General features: G+C 61.3%; 18 protein-coding genes and 1 pseudogene. 4 read left to right on the plus strand and 15 right to left on the minus strand.

Annotation, left to right across the window (positions count from 1 at the left end):
* Positions 1–227 precede the first annotated feature (227 nt).
* Positions 228–719, minus strand: a complete 492-nt coding sequence (locus CKW18_RS17455; protein WP_095189945.1) for a hypothetical protein — start codon at positions 717–719, stop codon at positions 228–230.
* A gap of 195 nt (positions 720–914) precedes the next feature.
* Between CKW18_RS17455 and CKW18_RS17460 the strand changes: the two genes are divergently transcribed.
* On the plus strand, positions 915–1,607 hold the full coding sequence (locus tag CKW18_RS17460; protein WP_095189946.1) for an aspartate/glutamate racemase family protein: 693 nt from the start codon (positions 915–917) through the stop codon (positions 1,605–1,607).
* Between the two features lies 1 nt (position 1,608).
* Here CKW18_RS17460 and CKW18_RS17465 read toward each other — a convergent pair whose 3' ends face one another.
* The 14 genes from CKW18_RS17465 to CKW18_RS17530 form a co-directional block, all read right to left on the minus strand.
* Positions 1,609–2,127 carry a GNAT family N-acetyltransferase gene (locus CKW18_RS17465; RefSeq protein ID WP_095189947.1) on the minus strand — a complete coding sequence of 173 codons (519 nt, stop codon included), beginning with the start codon at positions 2,125–2,127 and terminating at the stop codon, positions 1,609–1,611.
* A 190-nt stretch (positions 2,128–2,317) separates the two neighbouring features.
* Positions 2,318–3,298 carry a LysR family transcriptional regulator gene (locus tag CKW18_RS17470; RefSeq protein ID WP_095189948.1) on the minus strand — a complete coding sequence of 327 codons (981 nt, stop codon included), beginning with the start codon at positions 3,296–3,298 and terminating at the stop codon, positions 2,318–2,320.
* A 159-nt stretch (positions 3,299–3,457) separates the two neighbouring features.
* On the minus strand, positions 3,458–4,405 hold the full coding sequence (locus CKW18_RS17475) for a peptidylprolyl isomerase (RefSeq protein WP_095189949.1): 948 nt from the start codon (positions 4,403–4,405) through the stop codon (positions 3,458–3,460).
* Positions 4,402–4,872, minus strand: coding sequence for a YbjN domain-containing protein (locus tag CKW18_RS17480; protein WP_095189950.1), 471 nt, complete (start codon positions 4,870–4,872; stop codon positions 4,402–4,404). Before CKW18_RS17480 ends, CKW18_RS17475 begins: the two co-directional genes overlap by 4 nt.
* Positions 4,873–4,915: 43 nt before the next feature.
* Entirely contained in the window at positions 4,916–5,545 is a 630-nt protein-coding gene (locus CKW18_RS17485; RefSeq protein ID WP_095189951.1) for a DNA repair protein, read from the minus strand.
* Positions 5,546–5,563: 18 nt separating this feature from the next.
* Positions 5,564–7,261 (minus strand): putative porin, encoded by a 1,698-nt coding sequence (locus tag CKW18_RS17490; protein ID WP_095189952.1) that lies wholly within the window; start codon positions 7,259–7,261, stop codon positions 5,564–5,566.
* Positions 7,262–7,300: 39 nt separating this feature from the next.
* A complete protein-coding gene (locus CKW18_RS17495; RefSeq protein WP_095189953.1) occupies positions 7,301–8,005 on the minus strand; it encodes an energy transducer TonB in 705 nt (234 codons plus the stop codon).
* 3 nt (positions 8,006–8,008) lie between these two features.
* Entirely contained in the window at positions 8,009–8,434 is a 426-nt protein-coding gene (locus CKW18_RS17500) for a biopolymer transporter ExbD (RefSeq protein ID WP_003224462.1), read from the minus strand.
* A gap of 11 nt (positions 8,435–8,445) precedes the next feature.
* The gene (locus CKW18_RS17505; protein ID WP_095189954.1) at positions 8,446–10,251 is read right to left on the minus strand and encodes a DUF2341 domain-containing protein; all 1,806 of its coding nucleotides are present in this window, start codon (positions 10,249–10,251) and stop codon (positions 8,446–8,448) included.
* A 12-nt stretch (positions 10,252–10,263) separates the two neighbouring features.
* On the minus strand, positions 10,264–11,862 hold the full coding sequence (locus CKW18_RS17510; protein WP_095189955.1) for a ShlB/FhaC/HecB family hemolysin secretion/activation protein: 1,599 nt from the start codon (positions 11,860–11,862) through the stop codon (positions 10,264–10,266).
* Positions 11,863–11,917: 55 nt separating this feature from the next.
* Positions 11,918–12,529 carry a transposase gene (locus CKW18_RS31500; RefSeq protein ID WP_095189956.1) on the minus strand — a complete coding sequence of 204 codons (612 nt, stop codon included), beginning with the start codon at positions 12,527–12,529 and terminating at the stop codon, positions 11,918–11,920.
* A gap of 272 nt (positions 12,530–12,801) precedes the next feature.
* Positions 12,802–14,085, minus strand: a complete 1,284-nt coding sequence (locus tag CKW18_RS17520; protein ID WP_095189957.1) for a DSD1 family PLP-dependent enzyme — start codon at positions 14,083–14,085, stop codon at positions 12,802–12,804.
* Positions 14,085–15,413, minus strand: a complete 1,329-nt coding sequence (locus CKW18_RS17525; protein ID WP_170947279.1) for a D-arabinono-1,4-lactone oxidase — start codon at positions 15,411–15,413, stop codon at positions 14,085–14,087. The genes CKW18_RS17520 and CKW18_RS17525 overlap by 1 nt, the downstream gene beginning before the upstream one ends.
* A gap of 76 nt (positions 15,414–15,489) precedes the next feature.
* A complete protein-coding gene (locus CKW18_RS17530; RefSeq protein ID WP_095189959.1) occupies positions 15,490–15,843 on the minus strand; it encodes a cytochrome c5 family protein in 354 nt (117 codons plus the stop codon).
* A gap of 373 nt (positions 15,844–16,216) precedes the next feature.
* On the opposite strand from CKW18_RS17530, the gene CKW18_RS17540 reads away from it, so the two are divergent.
* The 3 genes and pseudogenes from CKW18_RS17540 to CKW18_RS31055 all read left to right on the plus strand — a co-directional run.
* On the plus strand, positions 16,217–17,842 hold the full coding sequence (locus CKW18_RS17540; protein ID WP_095189961.1) for an NADP-dependent glyceraldehyde-3-phosphate dehydrogenase: 1,626 nt from the start codon (positions 16,217–16,219) through the stop codon (positions 17,840–17,842).
* Positions 17,843–17,891: 49 nt separating this feature from the next.
* Complete coding sequence (locus tag CKW18_RS17545; RefSeq protein ID WP_170947276.1) at positions 17,892–18,929, plus strand: FUSC family protein; 1,038 nt, start codon at positions 17,892–17,894, stop codon at positions 18,927–18,929.
* A 78-nt stretch (positions 18,930–19,007) separates the two neighbouring features.
* Positions 19,008–19,235 (plus strand): annotated as a pseudogene (locus CKW18_RS31055) (acyltransferase family protein); the annotation flags it as partial.
* Positions 19,236–19,382: the final 147 nt, after the last annotated feature.

The following is a 19,382-nucleotide window of genomic DNA, read 5'->3' on the forward strand; positions in this document are numbered from 1 at the left end:
GGGCTGGAGCACGATCTACATCACAGGCAAAAAGCCTAAGGAGCTGCACGGCTTCCAAATCCCTCCCTCGATGATCAGTCGAGAACTATCGCTCCTGATGGAGCGATAGTCGAGATACAAGGAGCTGCCGCAGGCTGCGATCTTTTGATCTCGCGTTTAAAAAAACAGATCAAAAGATCGCAGCCTGCGGCAGCTCCTACAGGGGGAATGCGTGTTTTCTTGGGGGCTCAGGTACGGTCGCGAGGGATCAGGCTCTGCAACTGTTGAGCGAGGAAGTTTGCGTCGAAGGCAAACGTATCCGGATCCTTCAGACCATTGGTCTTGCGCCACTGCCACTCACCGCTCGGCAACCCCACCAGCGAAATACTGCCGTAGCGCGCCGCCGTCAAACCCATCACCGCCAGCGAAATCTGCCCCGCGCTGCCCATCACATCCGGCACGAACTCCACCGGTTTGCCGGCAATCACGATCGTCAGCTTCTCGGTCTTGAAGGTCGAAGTCTCGACCGGCGTGCTCGGCCCGAAGGCAACATACGCCTCACGGCTGACCTCCAGCAGATTCGGTGCCTGCACCGGTTCCAGCCATTGCTGGATCTGCCCGAACAATTCGGTAATGCGGGCTGCCCACGCCTGCGACTGCGTTTCGAACAATTGCTTCTTGTGCGCCTCACTCTCGGCATAGTGACGAAGCATTTCGCCCAGCTGTTGTACGTCGTTCATCGGTACGTTCCTCGGGAGAGAGCCTGCGATAGTCGATAGTGACAGATCGAAGCGCTGCCGTACGTTTATCCTCGAAAGCCGACACCGGGACACTTTGCACAAGGATCGACAGTACAGTTGGCTTTGCACTGGCATGCGCCCTTGAACAAATGGACACTCTGTCGCAGCCCAACCTTCATAACCAGGGAAAACCCAATGCGCACCATCGGTCTGATCGGCGGCATGAGCTGGGAGTCCAGCGCCGAATACTATCGAATCATCAATCAACAGGTGCGTGATCGCCTCGGCCCGTTGCGCTCGGCGCAGGTGCTGATGTACAGCGTCGACTTCGGCCCCGTCGAACAGGCCCAGCACGCCGGGCGCTGGGACGATGCGGCGGCGATCCTGGTGGATGCGGCGCGCAGGCTCGAAGCCGGCGGCGCCGAATGTGTGGTGCTGTGTACCAATACCATGCACAAGGTCGCGGAGCAGATTCAGGCGGCGATCAGCATTCCGTTCCTGCACATTGCCGAACCGGCGGCGCACGCCGCGCTGGCGATGGATGCACGCACCGTCGGGCTGCTCGGTACGGCGTTCACCATGGAACAAGACTTTCTCAAGCAACGCCTGGTCGCCCAAGGCCTGACGGTTTTGGTACCGGACGAGGCCGAGCGCAAGGAAGTACACCGGATCATCTACGACGAACTCTGTGTCGGAGTGATCAGCGAATCGTCGCGCAAGATTTACCAGCAAGTAATCGAATCCCTGACCGCGCGCGGCGCCCAGGCGATCATTCTTGGCTGTACGGAAATCGGCCTGCTGATCAAACCCGAACACAGCACCCTGCCCCTGCTCGACACCACCGAACTGCATGCGCAGTCGGCGGTGGCCTTCGCGCTGGGTGACTGAGTCAGGCTTTAGGCGGGCGGCGCAGGCGGGCCATGCTCAGGGTGTCGACCCATTGCCCGTCGCGCACCGCGTAGTCGCGAAACAGCCCTTCGTCTTCAAAGCCGAACTTGCGGTACAAAGCGATGGCCGCTTCGTTATCGGCATACACCGTCAGTTCGACACGGTGCAGGTTCATCCAGTTGTCGGCGACGTCCAGCGCCGCCGCCAGCAACGTTGAACCCACGCCTTTGCCCTGCCAGGCCACCGCCACACCCATGCCGAAGCTGCCGGCGTGGCTGCGGCGAATCCGTGAATAGTGCTCAAGGCCCAAATGGCCGATCACCTCGCCCTGATGCAGCGCCACCAGTTTCAACGCCCGCTCGCTATCCGCCATCACCCGTTGACGCCAGACCTCGACGGACTGAAACGGCATCTGCAGCACCTGGCGGGCCACGGCCGGGTCGTTGTACAGCGCGGTGACAGCCTCGACGTGGGAATCGTTGAAACGTTCGAGATCAATGGTGGGGTTGTGCTCGGGCATGGCAGATCCGTCCTGGATCGATGTGTGGCCGACCACTCTAAACCGCAAACCTCGAATCTGGCGAGATCAATATGTGGGAGGGGGCTTGCTCCCCAAAGCAGTGGGTCAGCCCCCTCATCCTTGAATGGTCCAGCGCATTCGGGAGCAAGCCCCCTCCCACAGGGGATTCGGGTTTCAGGAGGAAATGGGCTCAGTGCTGAAACCATTCCTGGCGTTCGTTGAACGTGTGGTGAATCAGTTCCACCAAGGTTTGCACTTCGGCGATATGTTGCGACTCGATGTTCACCGCCAGCCATGCCTTAAGCTGCATCGGTTCGCTGAACAAACCCGGCAACGCCACCAGTCCGCGGTCGTAGCGGCTCATGTACGCCGGCAGCAAACCGATGCACGCACTGCAGCGGATCATTTCCAGCATCAGGTCATAAGATTGCATCTGCACCACGCCGGCCAGACGTTGCTCGACCAGTTCATTCCACGGGCGGAAGCTGTCGATCTGCCGATCGTGTTGCCATTGCACCAGCATGAAATCCGCAAGGTCGTCGGGGCTGTCAGGGCGTGCGGTGACGCGGGAGTAGCGTTTGGCGATGTGTGGCAAGTAGTCAAGGCTCGCCAAGGGCTGCGGTGGATTGGTGGCGAAGGCCGGGCCGGGCAGCGGCGTCTCGCCGTGGGCCAGCCACAGGACGACGTCAGCGCTGACCGCACGCAGCGACAGTTCGCTGTCAAGGGCGATGATTTCCAGGCGTACGCTGGCATTGCGGCGCAGTAGCGCAATCAGGTCGCGGCCAAGGATGTCGTGCAGGATCGATTCGGCGACGGCCAGGCGGATCAGCGGCTGTTCAACCACCGGTAGTTTGCGCTCGTTGGCCAAGGCGAGCAGTTTTGCCTGCAACTGCTGACCTTCGCGGGTCAGGCTCAAGGCGCTGCCCTGAAAGCTGAACAGGGAATGCTGGAGTGCCTGCTCAAGCTGCGCCAATTGTTTGCGCAACAGGGTCGAACGCACGTTCAGGCTGCGCGCTGCTTGCATAAAGCAACCGCAACGGGCACTGACCAGAAAGTACTGCGCGACCTCGGCGTCGATGGTCGCGGCGTGTGACAGCCAGGGTTCGCTGGCGTCCTGCGCCCAGCGAAATTCGGCGCCGCCCTGTCGTCCTGCGGATTCGGTGAATGACATCGATGACTCCCTGTCGATCTTTGTACTGGAAAACGCCTAGGTTTAAATGTGGGAGCGAGCCTGCTCGCGAATGCGGTGCGTCAGGTACCAACGATATTGGATTGACCGACGCTTTCGCGAGCAAGCCCGCTCCCACAGGGGATTTGCGCTGCATCAGGACTATTGTTTTTCCTCGAGGACTTTATTGAGTTGCGCCCCATCAATACTCAGCGTCGCGGTATTAAGCATGCCGTCCAGATACGCCTGGGCAATTTGCTCCTGACGCTGGGCCCGCAAGGCCTGGGTCAGTTGATCGCGCAATTCATCCAGCGTCGCGGTACGCGCCGGTTGTTGCTCGGTGAGCTTGATCACATGAAACCCGGCCGCGCTCTGCACCGGATCAGACACGCTGCCAACCTTGAGCCGTGCCACCGCACCACGCACCTCCGGCACCAGCTGCTGCAACGGTTGCAGGCCGCTATCGCCGCCGCGCTCGGCGGTGACGCGGTCCTGCGAATACTGGCTCGCCAGTGCGGCAAAGTCCCCCGGTGTGGCCTGCGCCTTCTTGCTCAAATCCGCTGCCTGCTTGCGTACGGCTTCAAGGTTCTGCGGCTCGTTCACCCCAAGAAAAATCTGGCTGACCCGGTACAACGCCGGGGTCTGCCAATTCGCCTTGCCGGCGTCATAGGCTTTGTGCAAATCCGCCGCACTCGGGTAATCCGCCGGCACCTCGCTGACGGAGCGCAGGTAATCGCGAAAGACAATCTGCTCAGTCGCCGCGCGAGTCTGCCGCGCAACGTCCGGGCGCTGCGCCCAACCCTGCGCATCGGCCTGCTCCAACACGGCTTTTTCCGCCAGTCGCGTGCGAATCCAGCGCTCCAGCGCTTCACGATTAGCGCGCAGTTGTTCACGGGTTTCAGGCGCGACGGTCGCCAGCAACGCCTGCAACTCCTGTGGCGACACCTGCTGATTACCCAACCGCGCCACCGCTGGCCCGCCAGCAACCGCCGCCACTGGCGACGATTGCTGGGCGGCGACCGGGTCACTGCCCGGCCGCACCACCAGCGCCACGGCCACCAACAACAGCGCTACTGCTCCAGCGCCGATCACCATGGCAGGTTTTTTCACAGCGCGACTTCCTCTTGCTCGGCAACGGCCACTTTTGCCGACGAGGCTTGCGCGGCCTGACTGAAGTCACGCAGGTAAACGATGAACTCCTGCAACAAGCGATCCCACAATTCCAGGTTGCCGCGCAGGTGATCGTTGCTGACGCCAGCGGCCAGCACCACGTCCATTTCCATCACCAGAAACTCGCCCTGCAACGACAAGCGGGCAAAACGACGGGTCGCGTTCCACTGCTCGGCCACACCCTGCGGTAATTCACCCTGCACCCGCAGCGCACAGCTGAAAGTGAAATCGACATAGCTGCCCTGCTCCACCGCCGGGTTGCCGAAGCGCACGGCGTAGCCAATGCCCTGGCTGGCGCTGAGCAACTGGACGATGCCGTTCTGTTCGGTCTGGTTGACGCGATAACCGGCGGCTTGCAGGACGTCGGTCAACGATTGCGGGGAAACGTGGCTGATCAATTGAGTCATTGTTTCTTCCTTGTTTATCAGTCTTTTAAATCAGGCTTTTTAATCAGTGCGAGAGCGCGGCTTGCGGCGCGTCGAATTGAGTCTTGTAGAGCTCGTCGCCGAACCCCTGGGCCAGTTCATCGAACTTGACCCGGGCGCTGCCCGCGAAGGGCTGGCGAATCTTCATCACCTCGGCCACATCGATGGTTTCGTAGGCGCTGAGGATCTGTTTGGCGACGCCGTACATCTGCTGATTCTTGACTGAACATTGCTGCACTTGTGTGTCACGTTCAGCCAATTGCGCTTGAAGCTTAGACCGTTCTGCCTCTTTGGCACGGGCCATGACCAGCAACTCGTCATAGGCCTTTTTGAACTTGCCGGTCTGCTCAGCGCTGGCCGCGACTTGCGCCAGAGCCAGGCTGTGCAGGCTCTGTTGTTGCCCGGCCAGTTGCTCGGCGACGCCTTTGGCCTTGGCCAGTTCGGCGCTCAATTGCTTGATTTGCGCCTGCGCGGCCTTGACCTCGTTCTGCGCCGCCAGTTGCGCGGCGCTGGCCTGGGCCTGCTGGCTTTGCAGGGCCTGCAACTGCTGAGTGGTGCTGCGCAACTGGGTACGCAGGCGTTCTTCCATGCCTTCGGCGCTAGCGTTCTGGGCGATGAACAAACTCAGCCCCAGCAGTAAAACTCGTGCGTGCATGATCGTTCTCCCGGCGCCTTAGAAGCGCGTGTTGATCTCAAGCTGCATGACGTCGATGTCGAACGGTGCGCCGTACACCGCTTCCGTGCTCATCCAGCGACCCGTCGCATAAACGTTCTTCGCCAGGCCGTAGTTGCCGCCGATGAAATAGCCCTTGGCGTTGGTGCCGCCGAGGTGGAACGACGAGTCGTTGAAGCCGTCCGGCAAGGCATCCGGCTGGATGTACTTGTAGCCGGCAAACATATTCCAGTCGCCCTGCTTCTTCAGGTCCAGCGCATTGCCGAGGGTGAACTGCACCATCCACGCATTGGCGCCGCTTTCGATATCGCCATTGCTGTTGAGGTTGTTGACGACCTGTCCGGCCGAACGCTTGCGCATATCGCCTTCGTCGTAACCGAGGTTGTGGATGTAGTTGCCCTGGCTGCGCAGCTTGAAGTCTTCCGGCAGGTCGGCATCCCAGACCATGTTCAGGTCGAGCAAGTTGAATTCGGAGGCGAGGCCGACAAATTGCGGCTGCGGCGTGGTCGTCGGGTTGAGCGGGTTTGGCGTGATGTCACGCAGCAGGAACACGCTGTTGCCCTTCTGCATGAACGCCGCGCGGCTGCCATCGCTGTCGCAACCCGGGGCACCGGCCCACGGAGTGCAAGGGCTGGAGCGCTGGCCTTCGATGTCGTCGAAACGGTAGTAAGCCAGTGCGCCCTTCAAACGGTTGTTGCTGTTGATTGCCCACTTGGCGCCGATCTGCGCGCCGTACAGCCATTTGTTGTCGCTCTCTTCCTTGTCAAAACCGTTGCTGCTGGCGGTGTCGTTGGTGTAGTCCACCGGGAATGCGCCGACGGTACCGAACACGCCCCAGTCACGATTGAGCTTGTGGTCGAAAATCGCCGCGACGCCGTCGAAGTTCAGGTCGTTGGAATACAGCATATCGGTGGACATGAACGGGTTGGCGAAGCGGCCACCGGTCAGGGTCAGCTCATCCGTGGGTTTCCAGTTCAGGTAACCCTGATCGAGCCAGATGTCTTTCTTGGCGAAACCGCCGCCGAGGTTCTGCGTGGTCGACACCGGGTTGTTGTCGGAGCCGGTACCGATGCGGATGCCGGCGGTCCATTCCGGCGAAATAACGGCTTTCATGCCCAGCCGTGCGCGCAGACGGAACAGGTTTTCGCGGTCTTCGCGGGTGTTGAGCAACGGCGGCAGGTTGGTGCTGCTGTTGGGGTTCACGTCGTAGGGGCCGTTGTTGTTGAGTTTGGCAAAATCGACGATTTCGTTGCTGTTGCTGCCCGAGTAGTAGCGCGATTCGTCACGCAGACGAATATCACCGTCAAAGCTGATGCGCGAGGCCCAGTCCGGGAAGGTGTTGGGCGCGGCCCAGTTTTCTTGCTTGGCGGTGGCCATGACTTCAGCTTTGACCTGATCGCGGATCTGGTCGCGCACCGCCGCCGGCACGTATTGCACGCGCACATCGCCCGGTGCAGCAACAGGCCCTGCCGCCACCGCCGTGGTTGCCGCCGCTTGCTTGGCCTGCGCCGCTTCGTTCTGCGCCTGAGCGATCAGGGCGTCAGCCTTGTCCTGCTTCAGAATGCCCTGCTCGACCAGCAAGCGGATCAGATTGATCGTGGCGTTCTCCGAGGGCGCAGGCGCCGCTGCGGCCTGACCGACCAGGGTCGCGATGACCATGCCGGCCGCCAGGGACAATCGACTCACGTTGGAAATCATCTGCACACAACTCCTTTTGGCAAAAATCTAAGAATTCGGTTAACCCGGACGCCGCCCTTGCAGGGACAGGCGTACAGGCAAAGTCATGGAGGCCGGTGGCCGTTCACTTAAGTGCGGCGCGTTGCGCAGTGCCGCCAGAACCTGGGTATCGATTTGCGGGTTGCCACTGGACTTGATCAGCTCGACCCGGGTGATCTCACCGACGCTGCTCAGCCAGACATCGGCCTGCAGGGTGAAAGCGAGGTTGCGCAGCTCGGGGTTCTCGCGCAGCAGCTTCTGAAAGGTGAACGCGAGGAACTGGCTGTACGTGCCGTTACCCAAGCGCCCGCCCCCAGCGCCGGCCATGCCGCCGCCCTTGCCCGCGCCGATGTTGAAGGCGTCGTCGCCGGACTGCGCATCGCCGTCCATTTGCATCGGGTTGGCCAGATCGTCCGCCGGCGATGGCGGCGCCTCTTCTTCGGGCTTGACCTCTTCGGGTTCGGGCGTTGGCTCGGGCTCGACGACTTTTTCTTCCACCGGGGTTTCCGGCTCTGGCGGCTTCTCGGGTGGCGGCGGTGGCGGTGGCGGCAACGGAATGATCGTCGGCACTTTCGGCGCTTCGCGGCGCACACCACTCATGTCGTTGGCCCACTGCCACAGGAACCACGCGGCGAGCGCACCGAGCAGCAGCCCGGCGCCCCACTTCACAAAGCGCAGTGGCGACGGCTTCACCGGCAGCGGCTCGATCGGGAGTTGTGCGGTCATCACTCAGCCCTGCGTCGGTTTGCCGGTCACGAGACCGACCTGGGACAGTTCGAGCCGGCGCAGCAGATCCAGCACTTCGATGACTTTCTGGTATTGCACCGTCGCATCGCCGCGCACGATCACCGGGAAGTCCGGGCTCTGCGCCTTCTCGATGCGCAAGCGTTCTTCCAGTTCGGCCAGCGTCACCGGGTAGGCATCGAGGAATACCTGACCGCCATCGTTGACCGAAATCGCCTTGGTCTTGGCTTCGGACAAAGACACTGAAGCGCTGGCCTTGGGCAGGTTGATCTGGATCCCGGACACCTGCGCGGTGGCGGTGAGGATGAACATCACCAGCACCACCATCAGCACATCCACCAGCGGGGTGATGTTGATGCTGTCCACCGCCGCGTCTTCGTCATCGTCGTGGGAGGCATTTACGGACGCCATGTCAGTGCTCCTCAGGCCGGTACGGAGTGGTTGGCGTGATGGCCGCGCTGATGCGCCGCCTCACTGAACTGGCTCTCGCCGTGCATCTCTGCCAGACGGGTGATGAACTCGTCGACGAACACGCGCATGTCGGCGCTGACTTCCTTGTTGCGGGTGATCAGGCGGTTGTAGCCAAACAGCGCCGGGATCGCGACGAACAGGCCCATCGCCGTGGCCAGCAACGCGGCGGCCATCCCGGGAGCGATGGCGTTGATGTTGACGTCGCCGGCCATCGCAGTGCCGAGGAACACCACCATGATCCCCAGCACGGTGCCGAGCAGGCCGATATACGGGCCGCCGGCGATGGCGTTGGACAGGGTCGAGAGTTTCGAGCTGAGGGCCTGGTTTTCTCGGGTGCGCACGCCGTCCATCGAGCAACGAATGGCTTCGATGGTTGCAGCGGAAACCGAGAAGGTATCGGCGCCCTGCTCGCGGCGGGTGCGGATTTCTTTCACCGCCACCAGATACAGGCGCCACAGCGACGAATGTTGCAGGCGCTGAGCGAGTTGCGCGTCGTCAGCGAACATTTCCAGACGCGTGCCGACCTTGGCGAACTGCTCGCGGAAGGCTTCGTTGGCCTTGCTGACGCGACCGAGCGTGCGGTTCTTGCGCAGCATGATGATCCACGACTGGAACATCATCAGCACCAGCACGGCGATGATCACCCAGGCGTCCACCGGTACTGCGTTGAGCAGGAAGCCGAGGCTGCCGAAGCCGTAACCGGACTGTTCTTCATCAACGCCGTAAGCCACCAGTTTCGACTCGGCACCTTGCGAGGTGGCATCGGCCAGGATCAGCGGCGCAGGACGGGCGACTTTCGACAGACGCAGTTCGTCGATGGCGCCCACGAATGGCTGCAAGGCACTGGCGGAAAGATCCGCGCCGATGGCCATGACCGAGTTGAACGCGGGCATCGCGACCGCCAGTGTCGTGCCTTCGCGGCCATTGATGTACAGGGTGACTTTGGAGCCTTCGGCGGTCAGCGCGACGTGTTGCCATTGGCCCGGATTGAGCGGTTGCGTGGCGACCGCGCGCTGGCCGTCGATTTCCACGAACGGCACGCCTTGATTGACGCCGACCAGCAGACTGTTGGCGCCTTCCCGACGGGCCAGAATCAGTTGCTCGCCATTGGCCTGATCCAGGCGCAGCCAGGCACTGAAGGTGAATGCGCTGCCAGCGTTGTGCTGCAACGACGGACTGGCCGGCAGCAGCAATGGCTGGTTGCTGAACTGCAAGGCCCGCCCGACTACGCCGTCAATCGCCGCGCCGGTCGCGCTTTGCGCGGTGTTGCCGTAGGCGGTGGTGTCTTTGGCCGGGGTGCCGGTGCCGGTGGCGCCGTCGAAGTGATACAGCGCGGTGTAATTCGGATCGAAGGTCAGTTGACCGTTGCCGGTGGCCGGAGCTTTCTGGTTGCCGTAATACATCCAGATGTCTTGGCGCTGACCGCCCTCGACATTCGGTACATCGACCCAGATCAGCGCCATGCCCATCAGCGCATCGAAGCTTTCGATCTGGTGATTGAGCACGGTCTTGTCATCGGCGCTGACAAAGCGCAGGTCCGAGCCGTCTTCCTTGACGCCGTCGAAGGTGAAGTTGCCGGTGTGCAGACGCACCAGCAGCGCGGTGCGGCCCAGGGCCTGATTGATTGCTGCGCCTTGCGGCGTGGTGTCGACGGCGATCTGTTTGCGGTAATGCCAGTCGTCCTGCCACCAGGCCTGAGCCGTGGCCGGGAGCACGAAGCCCAGGCAGATCAACAACGAAAGGAAGAGGCGCTGCATGTACGTGCTCCTTTAGAAAGTGGCTTGAAGGTTGAAGTGCAGGCGCGATTCCTGTTTCGAGGTGTTCGGCCCTTCGAGTAGCGGATAGCCCCAGTCGAGGCTGCCGGACAGCCATTTGCTCAGGCTGGCGCGGGTGCCGAGGCCGACACTGGCCAGGGCGTAATTGGCGTCCTGATCCGGCAGTTCGTCGCGCAGGTACAACTGCGCGCCTTCGGCGAAGGCGTAGAAACGCCAGTCCTGCATCCACGTGCCGGCGTACTTGGCCAGCGATGGCGTGCGCAGTTCCTGGCTCAGCAAGTAGCCGTCATCACCCGTGCGTTCGGCGGCCAGATAGCCGCGTACCGAGGTCGCGCCGCCGGCGGAGAACTGTTCGTTGGAGACCAGTGGCCCCGAGGCCAACTGGAACGCGGCTTTGCTCGCGCTCTGCCAGTCGTTGGCGAAGGTCCAGGTGAAATTCGTGTCGCCCTTGAGCACGGCGAAACTCGGCTTGGCGCGGTAGCGTTTGTAGTCGAAGTCTTCGTCGGAACTGCCGTAGCCGAAGAGGCTGCGTGTGGCGGCGACCAGGCTCAGGCCGAGGCCGAGCTGGCTCTTTTCGGTGTAGCGATAGCCGTTGTAGGCGAAGGTGAATGGCGCATATTGCAGCGGCACCTTGTCGCTTTCGCCGGACAGCGTCAGGCGTTCGTCAAAGTCCTTGAAGTCGATGCCGGCCGACAGCGAGTTCGACCAACTGCCGCTGGACGGCAGCGTGTAGATCGCCGACACGCCGTAGGAATGGCCCTTGCCCAGCACGTTGCTGCCGCCGATGGTCGCGACGTTGCTGTCGGACTGGTAACCGGAGAGCTGCACGCTCCAGCGATCCGTCAGCGGCGCGGTGTAGGAACCGGACCAGACTTTGGCGTTGTCGGTGTCCTGTGGCGCGGTGAAATAGGTCAGGGAAATGCTGTGACCGAGTTGCCAGAGGTTGTTGTAACCAAGGCTGGTGACGGCGCGCAGCTTCTCGGTGTCGGCGCTGTAATCGTTGTTGAGGCCGACGCTGGCCGTCCACGGGTTCTGGTCTTCAACCTGCAAATCGACGTCCATGGTGCCGGGGCGCTGACCTTCGCGCACCAGCGGCATGACCTGGCGGCCCGGGGTTTTGTTGAGTTGCGCCAGTTCGCCCTGAACCTTGGCAAAGTCCGGTACCTCGCCTTCCTTGAGCGCCGGCACTTCGTCGCGGATGTCCAGCGGCGAATAGTGTTTGGCGCCGACCACACGCACCCGGCCGACCTTGGTTTCGCTGACTTGCAGATAGACGATGCCGTCCGCCACGGCTTGCTCTGGCAGTTCAACGAACACCGATTGATAGCCACGCTGCTGATAGGCCTTCTGCAAGGCATCCCGGGCGCCTTCGATATCGTTCATGCCTTTTTGCGGGCCGAGAAACGGGTACACCGCTTCTTCAATCGCCCGGGCATCGAGCACGGTGTTGCCGCGCACAAAGTATTCGTTGACGTCGACCAGACGCTGCGCCGCTGCGTTTTCGGTGGCCTCCTCGGCCAATGCCGGCTGCACGCCCGCCGTCACCAGCAGCCAGCCCCACAGCGCCAGCCGTGACTTGAAAATCGGTTCCACACTACCCCCTGAATTCGCGTTGACCTGTTGGCGCTTGTGCACCTTGTGTGTTGCGTCAGTTGCTGGCTGTCGAAGCGCAGGCGTGTTTGCCGAGCCACGTGTGCAATAGCGCGAAGTTCAAGGAGAACTCGGGCATTTGCAGCAAGGCACCGCAGAACACTTCGCCGATGATTTTTTGGATGAGTTGCACCGCCTGCGGGTTGTTGAGCAGCGTGGCGATGTCGCGACTGAGGGCGTTGAAGCTCCAGACTTTCTGATGCAGGCCCAGGCCAACGAACCAGCGGAACAGCAGGTTGTAACTGAGCTGTTCGTAGAGCTGCTGCTCACTGGGCACCGAATACAGCAGTTGCAGAAGCAGGATGTGCATGACCGTTTGCGCAGGGATCAGCCGGCCGGGTTCGGCGTTGAGGTCGTGCAGAAGGTCGCGGTGGGCGTCGAGCAAGTCGTCGATCTGCGGGCGCAGCAACACCAGCGAATGGCCCGGCGGAATGTAGCTGGAGACCTCTTTCAAGGCGCCCTGCCAGTCATCCTGCGAGACGATCCAGACCCACGGCGCGCCGTAGCGATACACCGAAACCGGCTTCTTGCGCGCGGCTTCGACGATCTTCGACAGGCGTTGATCGAGTTCCTGCATGCCCACTTTCGAGTAGCGTTCCATAGTCCCCATTGCCTCACTCCCGGCGTCCCGCCTCGGCTTGTGAAAAGCGCCCCGTTGGGCCCCTCAAGCGCGTTACATAGGCATGACCGGACTGGCGATGTGCTACCGAACTTTTGTCATAAAAGCTTCATTACAGGATTGCTCGAGATTTAACAGGCGACACTAAACCTGTGGGAGCGAGCCTGCTCGCGAATACGGTGTGCCAGTCAAGTAGAGGGTGACTGACAAGACGCTTTCGCGAGCAGGCTCGCTCCCACAGGGAGATTTACGGTGGGTTGGGGTCAGGTATAGACCGCCCAGGTATCGACGATCTTGCCGCCACGCACCGCCAGCAGATCGCCGAATTGCAGAAGTACGGCTTCGGTCTGGGTCGGGCGCAGGAAGACCTGATCTTCCACGGTCAGGCCCACATTTTTCGAGCCATTGACCATCTCCTGATTCGAGCTACGGCCATACACCCCGTTGCTCTGCAACCCCGACGGCGATTCGAACTCCGCCATCCAGTTGCCGCCGTAGATGAAAAACGTCTGGCGCTGATTTTGATCCCACCACGAAAACAGTTTCGACTTGTCATCCAGCGCCGGGATGTTCACCGCGCCCGTGCTCTTCAACACCGGCGTGGCGATGTAGGCTGCCGGCACGTGCTCGACCAGCGACGGCAAATCATAGTGAGTCGGCTTGAGCATCGCCGTGCCCACCGAGACTTCCGTGCTCAGCTGTTCGTTTTCATGAATGCGATAACTCGGGCTGCCGGCGGTGTTCAGGCACAGGCCGTCGTGCCACAACGCCGGGAACTGCTGCCGGGTGAAATCAACGCAGCGCTGATAAATCACCATGACCTTGGCAAACAGCTCTTCGGGCGAACCCAGAATCCCCGGTACGCCCATGCCCACGAACGGGTCGTAGCCCATGAACCCGGCAAACTCCAGATGCTGCGGGTTGGCGTTGATCAACGTGAGCATCTGCCCTAGCGCTTCAACGTCACTCACGCCGCCACGATGCAGGCCCACATCCAGTTCAATGTTGATGCGCATCCGCGTGCCCAACCCCTTAGCCAGCGCGAGGTATTGCTGCAACCGTTCAGGGCCGTCGAGCAGCCATTGCAGTTGCTTTGCCGGATCAAACGGGCCTTTGTGGCTTTCGTAGAACAGCTCTGCCGAACGCACCGGCAGCGGCTTGCCAAGCAAGATGTCGGCTTGCGCGAAGGTCACGGCATCATGATTGAGAAACGGCTGATGGAACGACATCAACCTATGCGTCCCGGCACGTTGCGCGATGTAATTCAACAATCCCGGCGACGGTAGAGACTTCTCTACCAGCCGCAACTGCTTGGCGCTACGCTGCAGCGATTGCATCACCACATCGATGTTGTGATCGAGGCGATCCAGATCGATCAGCAGCACCGGACGCATCGGGCCTTTTTCCTTCAGCTCCCGGTTCAGCGCGCGGAAGTATTCGTTATACGGCGCGCCGCGATCACCCGGCCTTAGCCAAGTGCCAACACCCACCAATACAGCGCCGACACCCAACGTGCCGAGGAGGAAATTACGTCGGTTGACCGCCATCAGCTCACCCCCAGAATCGACGACAGATGCGCATTGAGAAACCGTCCACTGGGGTCCAGCGCCTGGCGCACATCGATAAATTCGCGCCAGCGCGGGTACAGCGGTTGCAGGGTTCGCGCATTCAGCGTGTGCAACTTGCCCCAGTGCGGCCGCCCGTTGTACTTCCAGAAGATTGGCTCGACGGCGGCGAAGAAGTTGTGATGGTCCATCTGATAGTGCTGGTGCACCGAAATCGAACAGCTGTCACGGCCCTCGAACATGCTCAGCGGAATATTGTCTGCCTTGACGTAGCGGTACTCGATGGGAAACCAGGTGCGCAGATCCTTGTCCTGAATCAGCTTGAGAATCTCGCGCAAGCACGCCGGGCCGTGCTCGGCGGGCACTGAATACTCCATTTCGTTGAAACGCACCGTGCGCACGTTGGCGTAGATGTCGAACGAGTCGCCCACCCGCTCATCGAAGCTCGCCAGATGGCGCAGGCTGTTGAGCAGCGTGCGGCGCAGCTCGGGAAAGTCGCTGCCGTACTTGTCGATCTTTTCGATCAGGGTGACGAACTCGTTGCCGCCCTCCTCTTCGGGGCTGATCGGCGGCGTGGCCGGGTCGTCGGTTTCGTTGAGGGCGATGGACAAGGCGTAGTCGGAATGGGTGACGACGAGCATTTCCCAGTGCTGGTTTTCGCGGGTGTTGTTATCGAGGTCTTCCAGCAACGCTTCGGTCTTGGCGATCCATTGGCGTTCGCGCAGGCGATAGGCCGGGCGGTTTTGCAGGCGGATCTTTGTCGCCACGCCAAGCGCACCCAGGGAGACGCGAGCGGCATTGAACACCTCGGCATGGCGCTGGCTGTCGCAGTCCAGTACCTCGCCGCTGGCGGTCACCAGTTGCATGCCGCAGACATGGGCCGAGTAGGACTGGAAGTTTTTGCCGGTGCCATGGGTCGAGGTGGCAATCGCCCCGGCGAGGGTCTGGTAATCGATATCCGCCATGTTTTGCAGGGCCTGGCCGACATCTTTGAGCGGCACGCCCATGCGCGACATCGGTGTGCCAGCGGCGAATTCGGCTTGCAGGGTTTTCGCGTCGTGGTCGAGCAGACCGCTGAAATAGCTCAGGGATAACAGTGTGCCGTCGGTGGGCACCAAAGCGCTGAAGGAATGCGCCGAACCGACCGGGCGAATCTTGCCCTGGGCCTGGCGAATCACCGTCGTCAGTTCATCCAGATTTTTCGGCGCCAGCCGCGCTGCTGGCAGGCAACTTTGTCCACCCGACCAGTTGCGCCAGGGAATCAGCCGTGGCGCGCGCATCAATTGACCCAGTGCCGGGTTGCTCGCCAATGCGCTGAACGCGCCGATGATGCTCGCCCGTTGCAACAACTGACGCCGTGTCAGATCCATCGTCATGCGTGCACCCTTATTGTGGGAGAGGCTGGTCGGCCATGAAGCCGATCAATTGCAGGAACTGGTCTTGCGAACACTCGACGCACTGGCCCATCGGCGGCATGCCGTTGTAACCGTTGATGGCGTGGTCGAGTAGCGTAGCGGCGCCCTGCTGAATGCGCGGCGCCCAGGCTTTGCGGTCACCGGTCAGCGGCGCGTTGGCGGCGGGATTGGCGTGGCAGAGTTGGCAGTTGTTGATGTAGATCTGCGCCAGTGCCGGATCGGACGGTGTGGCGTTGGCAGCTGTTGTCGGCGCTTGGGTTTCGTCGCCACAGCCGGGTAGCGCCACGGCCAGCGCCAGCAACATAGTGAATCGGATTGCCCGCATAACGATCCTCGCGTGGGGATGGCGCTTATTGTGGTGAGCACACCTTAAGACAGCCGCACCAGACGGCTGAGGGCTTTGCCGGACAGTGAGGGGGGCATACGGGGCCAGCCGAAAATTCCGAACCGCCACAATTCAACTGTGGGAGGGGGCTTGCTCCCGAAGGCGGTGTGCCAGCCAAAAATGGACTTGATGACCCTCCGTCTTCGGGAGCAAGCCCCCTCCCACAATGAGATTCATGTCACTCCTGCTGCTCTGCTCTGCACCTTTGCGTGACATTCGGGTGACATTTGCGGGTTTAAATTCCGGCGCATACAGGCGTATAACCTGTACAGACTTTTTGATTTGCACGCGGACATCAACACGGGGTAGCGACATGACCACAGCAAACATCCTTGGCAATCTGTTCCCTTCTGTCAGCGACATCCCGGAAAAGTACCGTCTCGACGGCCAGATCGAACAACGCGAATATCTGGTCGACGGCCAGTTGCGCCGCTGGGACGGCCCGCTCGCCACCGTGCGCAGCCCTGTCTATCTGCACAGCGACAACGGCGACGAACAAGTGATCCTCGGCAGCACGCCGCTGCTCGACGCCGACACTGCCCTCACCGCCCTCGATGCCGCCGTCCGCGCTTATGACCGTGGCCAGGGCCTGTGGCCGACCATGCGTGTGGCCGAGCGTATCCAGCACGTCGAAGCGTTCCTTGGCCGCATGCGCCAGCAGCGCGATGCGGTGGTCAAGTTGCTGATGTGGGAGATCGGCAAAAATCTCAAGGACTCGGAAAAAGAGTTCGATCGCACCTGCGACTACATCGTCGACACCATCAATGCCCTCAAAGAACTCGACCGCCGCTCCAGCCGTTTCGAGCTGGAACAGGACACGCTCGGGCAGATCCGCCGCGTGCCGCTCGGCGTGGCACTGTGCATGGGGCCTTACAACTATCCGCTGAACGAGACGTTCACCACGCTGATCCCGGCGCTGATCATGGGCAACACCGTGGTGTTCAAACCGGCCAAGCTCGGCGTGTTGCTGATTCGTCCATTGCTTGAAGCGTTCCGCGACAGCTTCCCGACCGGTGTGATCAACGTGATCTACGGCAGCGGCCGCGAAACCGTCAGCGCACTGATGGCCAGCGGCAAGATCGACATCTTTGCATTCATCGGCACCAACAAGGCCGCCAGCGACCTGAAGAAGTTGCACCCCAAACCGCACCGCTTGCGTGCCGCATTAGGCCTGGACGCGAAGAACCCGGGTATCGTCCTGCCGGAAGTCGATCTGGACAACGCCGTCAGCGAAGCCGTCACCGGCTCGCTGTCGTTCAACGGCCAACGCTGCACCGCGCTGAAAATCCTCTTCGTGCATGAGGATGTGGTTGATAGCTTCATCGAAAAATTCAACGCCAGACTGGCCACGCTGAAACCGGGCATGCCGTGGGACAGCGGTGTGTCGCTGACGCCGCTGCCGGAGTCGGGCAAGGTCGACTATCTGCATGGGCTGGTGGCCGATGCGCGCAGCAAGGGCGCCGAGGTGGTCAACCCCAATGGCGGTGAATCGCGCGAATCGTTCTTCTACCCGGCGGTGCTGTACCCGGTGAATCCGCAGATGCGCGTGTATCAGGAAGAGCAGTTTGGCCCAGTGGTGCCGATCGTGCCGTACCGCCACCTCGATACCGTGATCGACTATGTGCTGGAGTCTGACTTCGGCCAGCAGTTGAGCATCTTCGGCACCAACCCGGTAGCTGTCGGCCGCCTCGTCGACACCTTTGCCAACCAGGTCGGGCGGATCAACCTCAATGCCCAGTGCCAGCGCGGCCCGGACACGTATCCGTTCAACGGTCGCAAGAACTCCGCCGAGGGCACGCTGTCGGTACACGATGCATTGCGGGTGTTTTCGATCCGCACCCTGGTGGCGACCAAATTCCAGGACAGCAACAAGGATCTGATCAGCGAAATCATTCGCGGGCGCGATTCGAGCTTCCTGACCACCGATTACATTTTCTGACGAGGGCCTTGCACTGAGTACGTTCAGCACCCACCGACTGCCACCGCTGTTGCGCCGAATCCTGCGTCCGCTGCTGGACCCGTACCGGCGCTACCGCCACGCCCGATTGATCCATGCGGTGCGGGTGGCATTAGGGTTGCTGGCAACGATTGTGCTGACCACCGGCATCAACCTGCCCCACGGCGAATGGGCGTCGGTGACCATGCTGGTGGTGATCGGCGGTTTGCAGCACCACGGCAACATCGGCAAGAAAGCCGCCGAACGCGCCACTGGCACGCTGATTGGCGCGGGCGTCGGTCTGGTGCTGGTGGCGCAGCAGGCGTGGCTCGGCATGCCGTGGCTGACCTACTTCGCCATGGCCGTGGTTTGCGGCTTCTTTTCCTATCACGCCATCGGCAAGGGCGGTTATACCGCCCTGCTCGCCGGCATCACCGTGTTCATTGTCGCCGGGCATGGCGACAACCCGATCACTGACGGTTTGTGGCGCGGAGTCGATATCCTGATTGGCATCGCCCTGGCCCTGGCGTTTTCCTTCGCCTTGCCGCTGTACGCGGTGTATTCGTGGCGCTACAACCTGGCGGACGCCCTGCGCGACTGCGCCACGTTGTATGGACGGATCATCAGCGGCGAAGCGATCAGCGCCGATGAGCATTTGAAGCTGATGGGGCGAGTCTCCACGGTGATGGTGCAACTGCGCTCGCTGATGCCGTCGGTGTCCAAGGAAGTGAAGATTTCCATGACGGAACTGGATGCGATTCAACGCAACTTGCGCATGTGCGTCAGCACGCTGGAGATCCTCGGCAACACTCGCCCGAATGCCAGCGACCGCGAAGCCATGGCCCATCTGCAGTCGGCGTTGAAGGCCGAGCACCGATTGATTCGCGTGCAACTGATCGGCATGGCGCGGGCCTTGAAATCCGGTGCTTCCAAGCGGTTGGAGCGGCCTCTGGAGTTGGCCGACGCCAGCCTTGATGCACCGGTCTATAACGCGCTGGACGGTTACCGATTGCTGACCCGGCAACTGGCGGCGAATATCGGCGAAATGCGCCAGCGCCTGGCCAAGTCGGCGCCGCGCTGGAACATCTGAGCAGTAAAAAATCCATGTAACAAAGCCGACAGGATCACTACAATGCGGCCCACAACGGATGTGGACATGGATGCATAAATGCTGTTCAGGAAGAATATCAACGCGTTACGCGCGCTCGCCGTGCTCTCGGTGGTGCTGTTTCATTTCAAGATCCCGGGTTTCGGCGGCGGATTTGCCGGCGTTGACGTATTTTTCGTCATTTCCGGTTTTCTGATGACCGGCCTCATCTTCAACGGCCTGCAACAACAGCGCTTTTCCCTGCCAGGTTTCTACGCGTCGCGGGCCAGACGGATCATTCCGGCGCTGCTGACCCTGTGCATCGTGCTGCTGATGTTCGGCTATGTGTACCTGCCGCTGGAAGACTTCCGCGAGACGATCAGAACCCTCAAAAGCAGCCTGCTGTTCAGCTCCAACTTCACCTTCGCCAAAGACGGCAACTACTTCGAGGCCCCC

Source organism: Pseudomonas sp. Irchel 3E19, assembly GCF_900187585.1.
GTDB lineage: Bacteria > Pseudomonadota > Gammaproteobacteria > Pseudomonadales > Pseudomonadaceae > Aquipseudomonas > Aquipseudomonas baetica.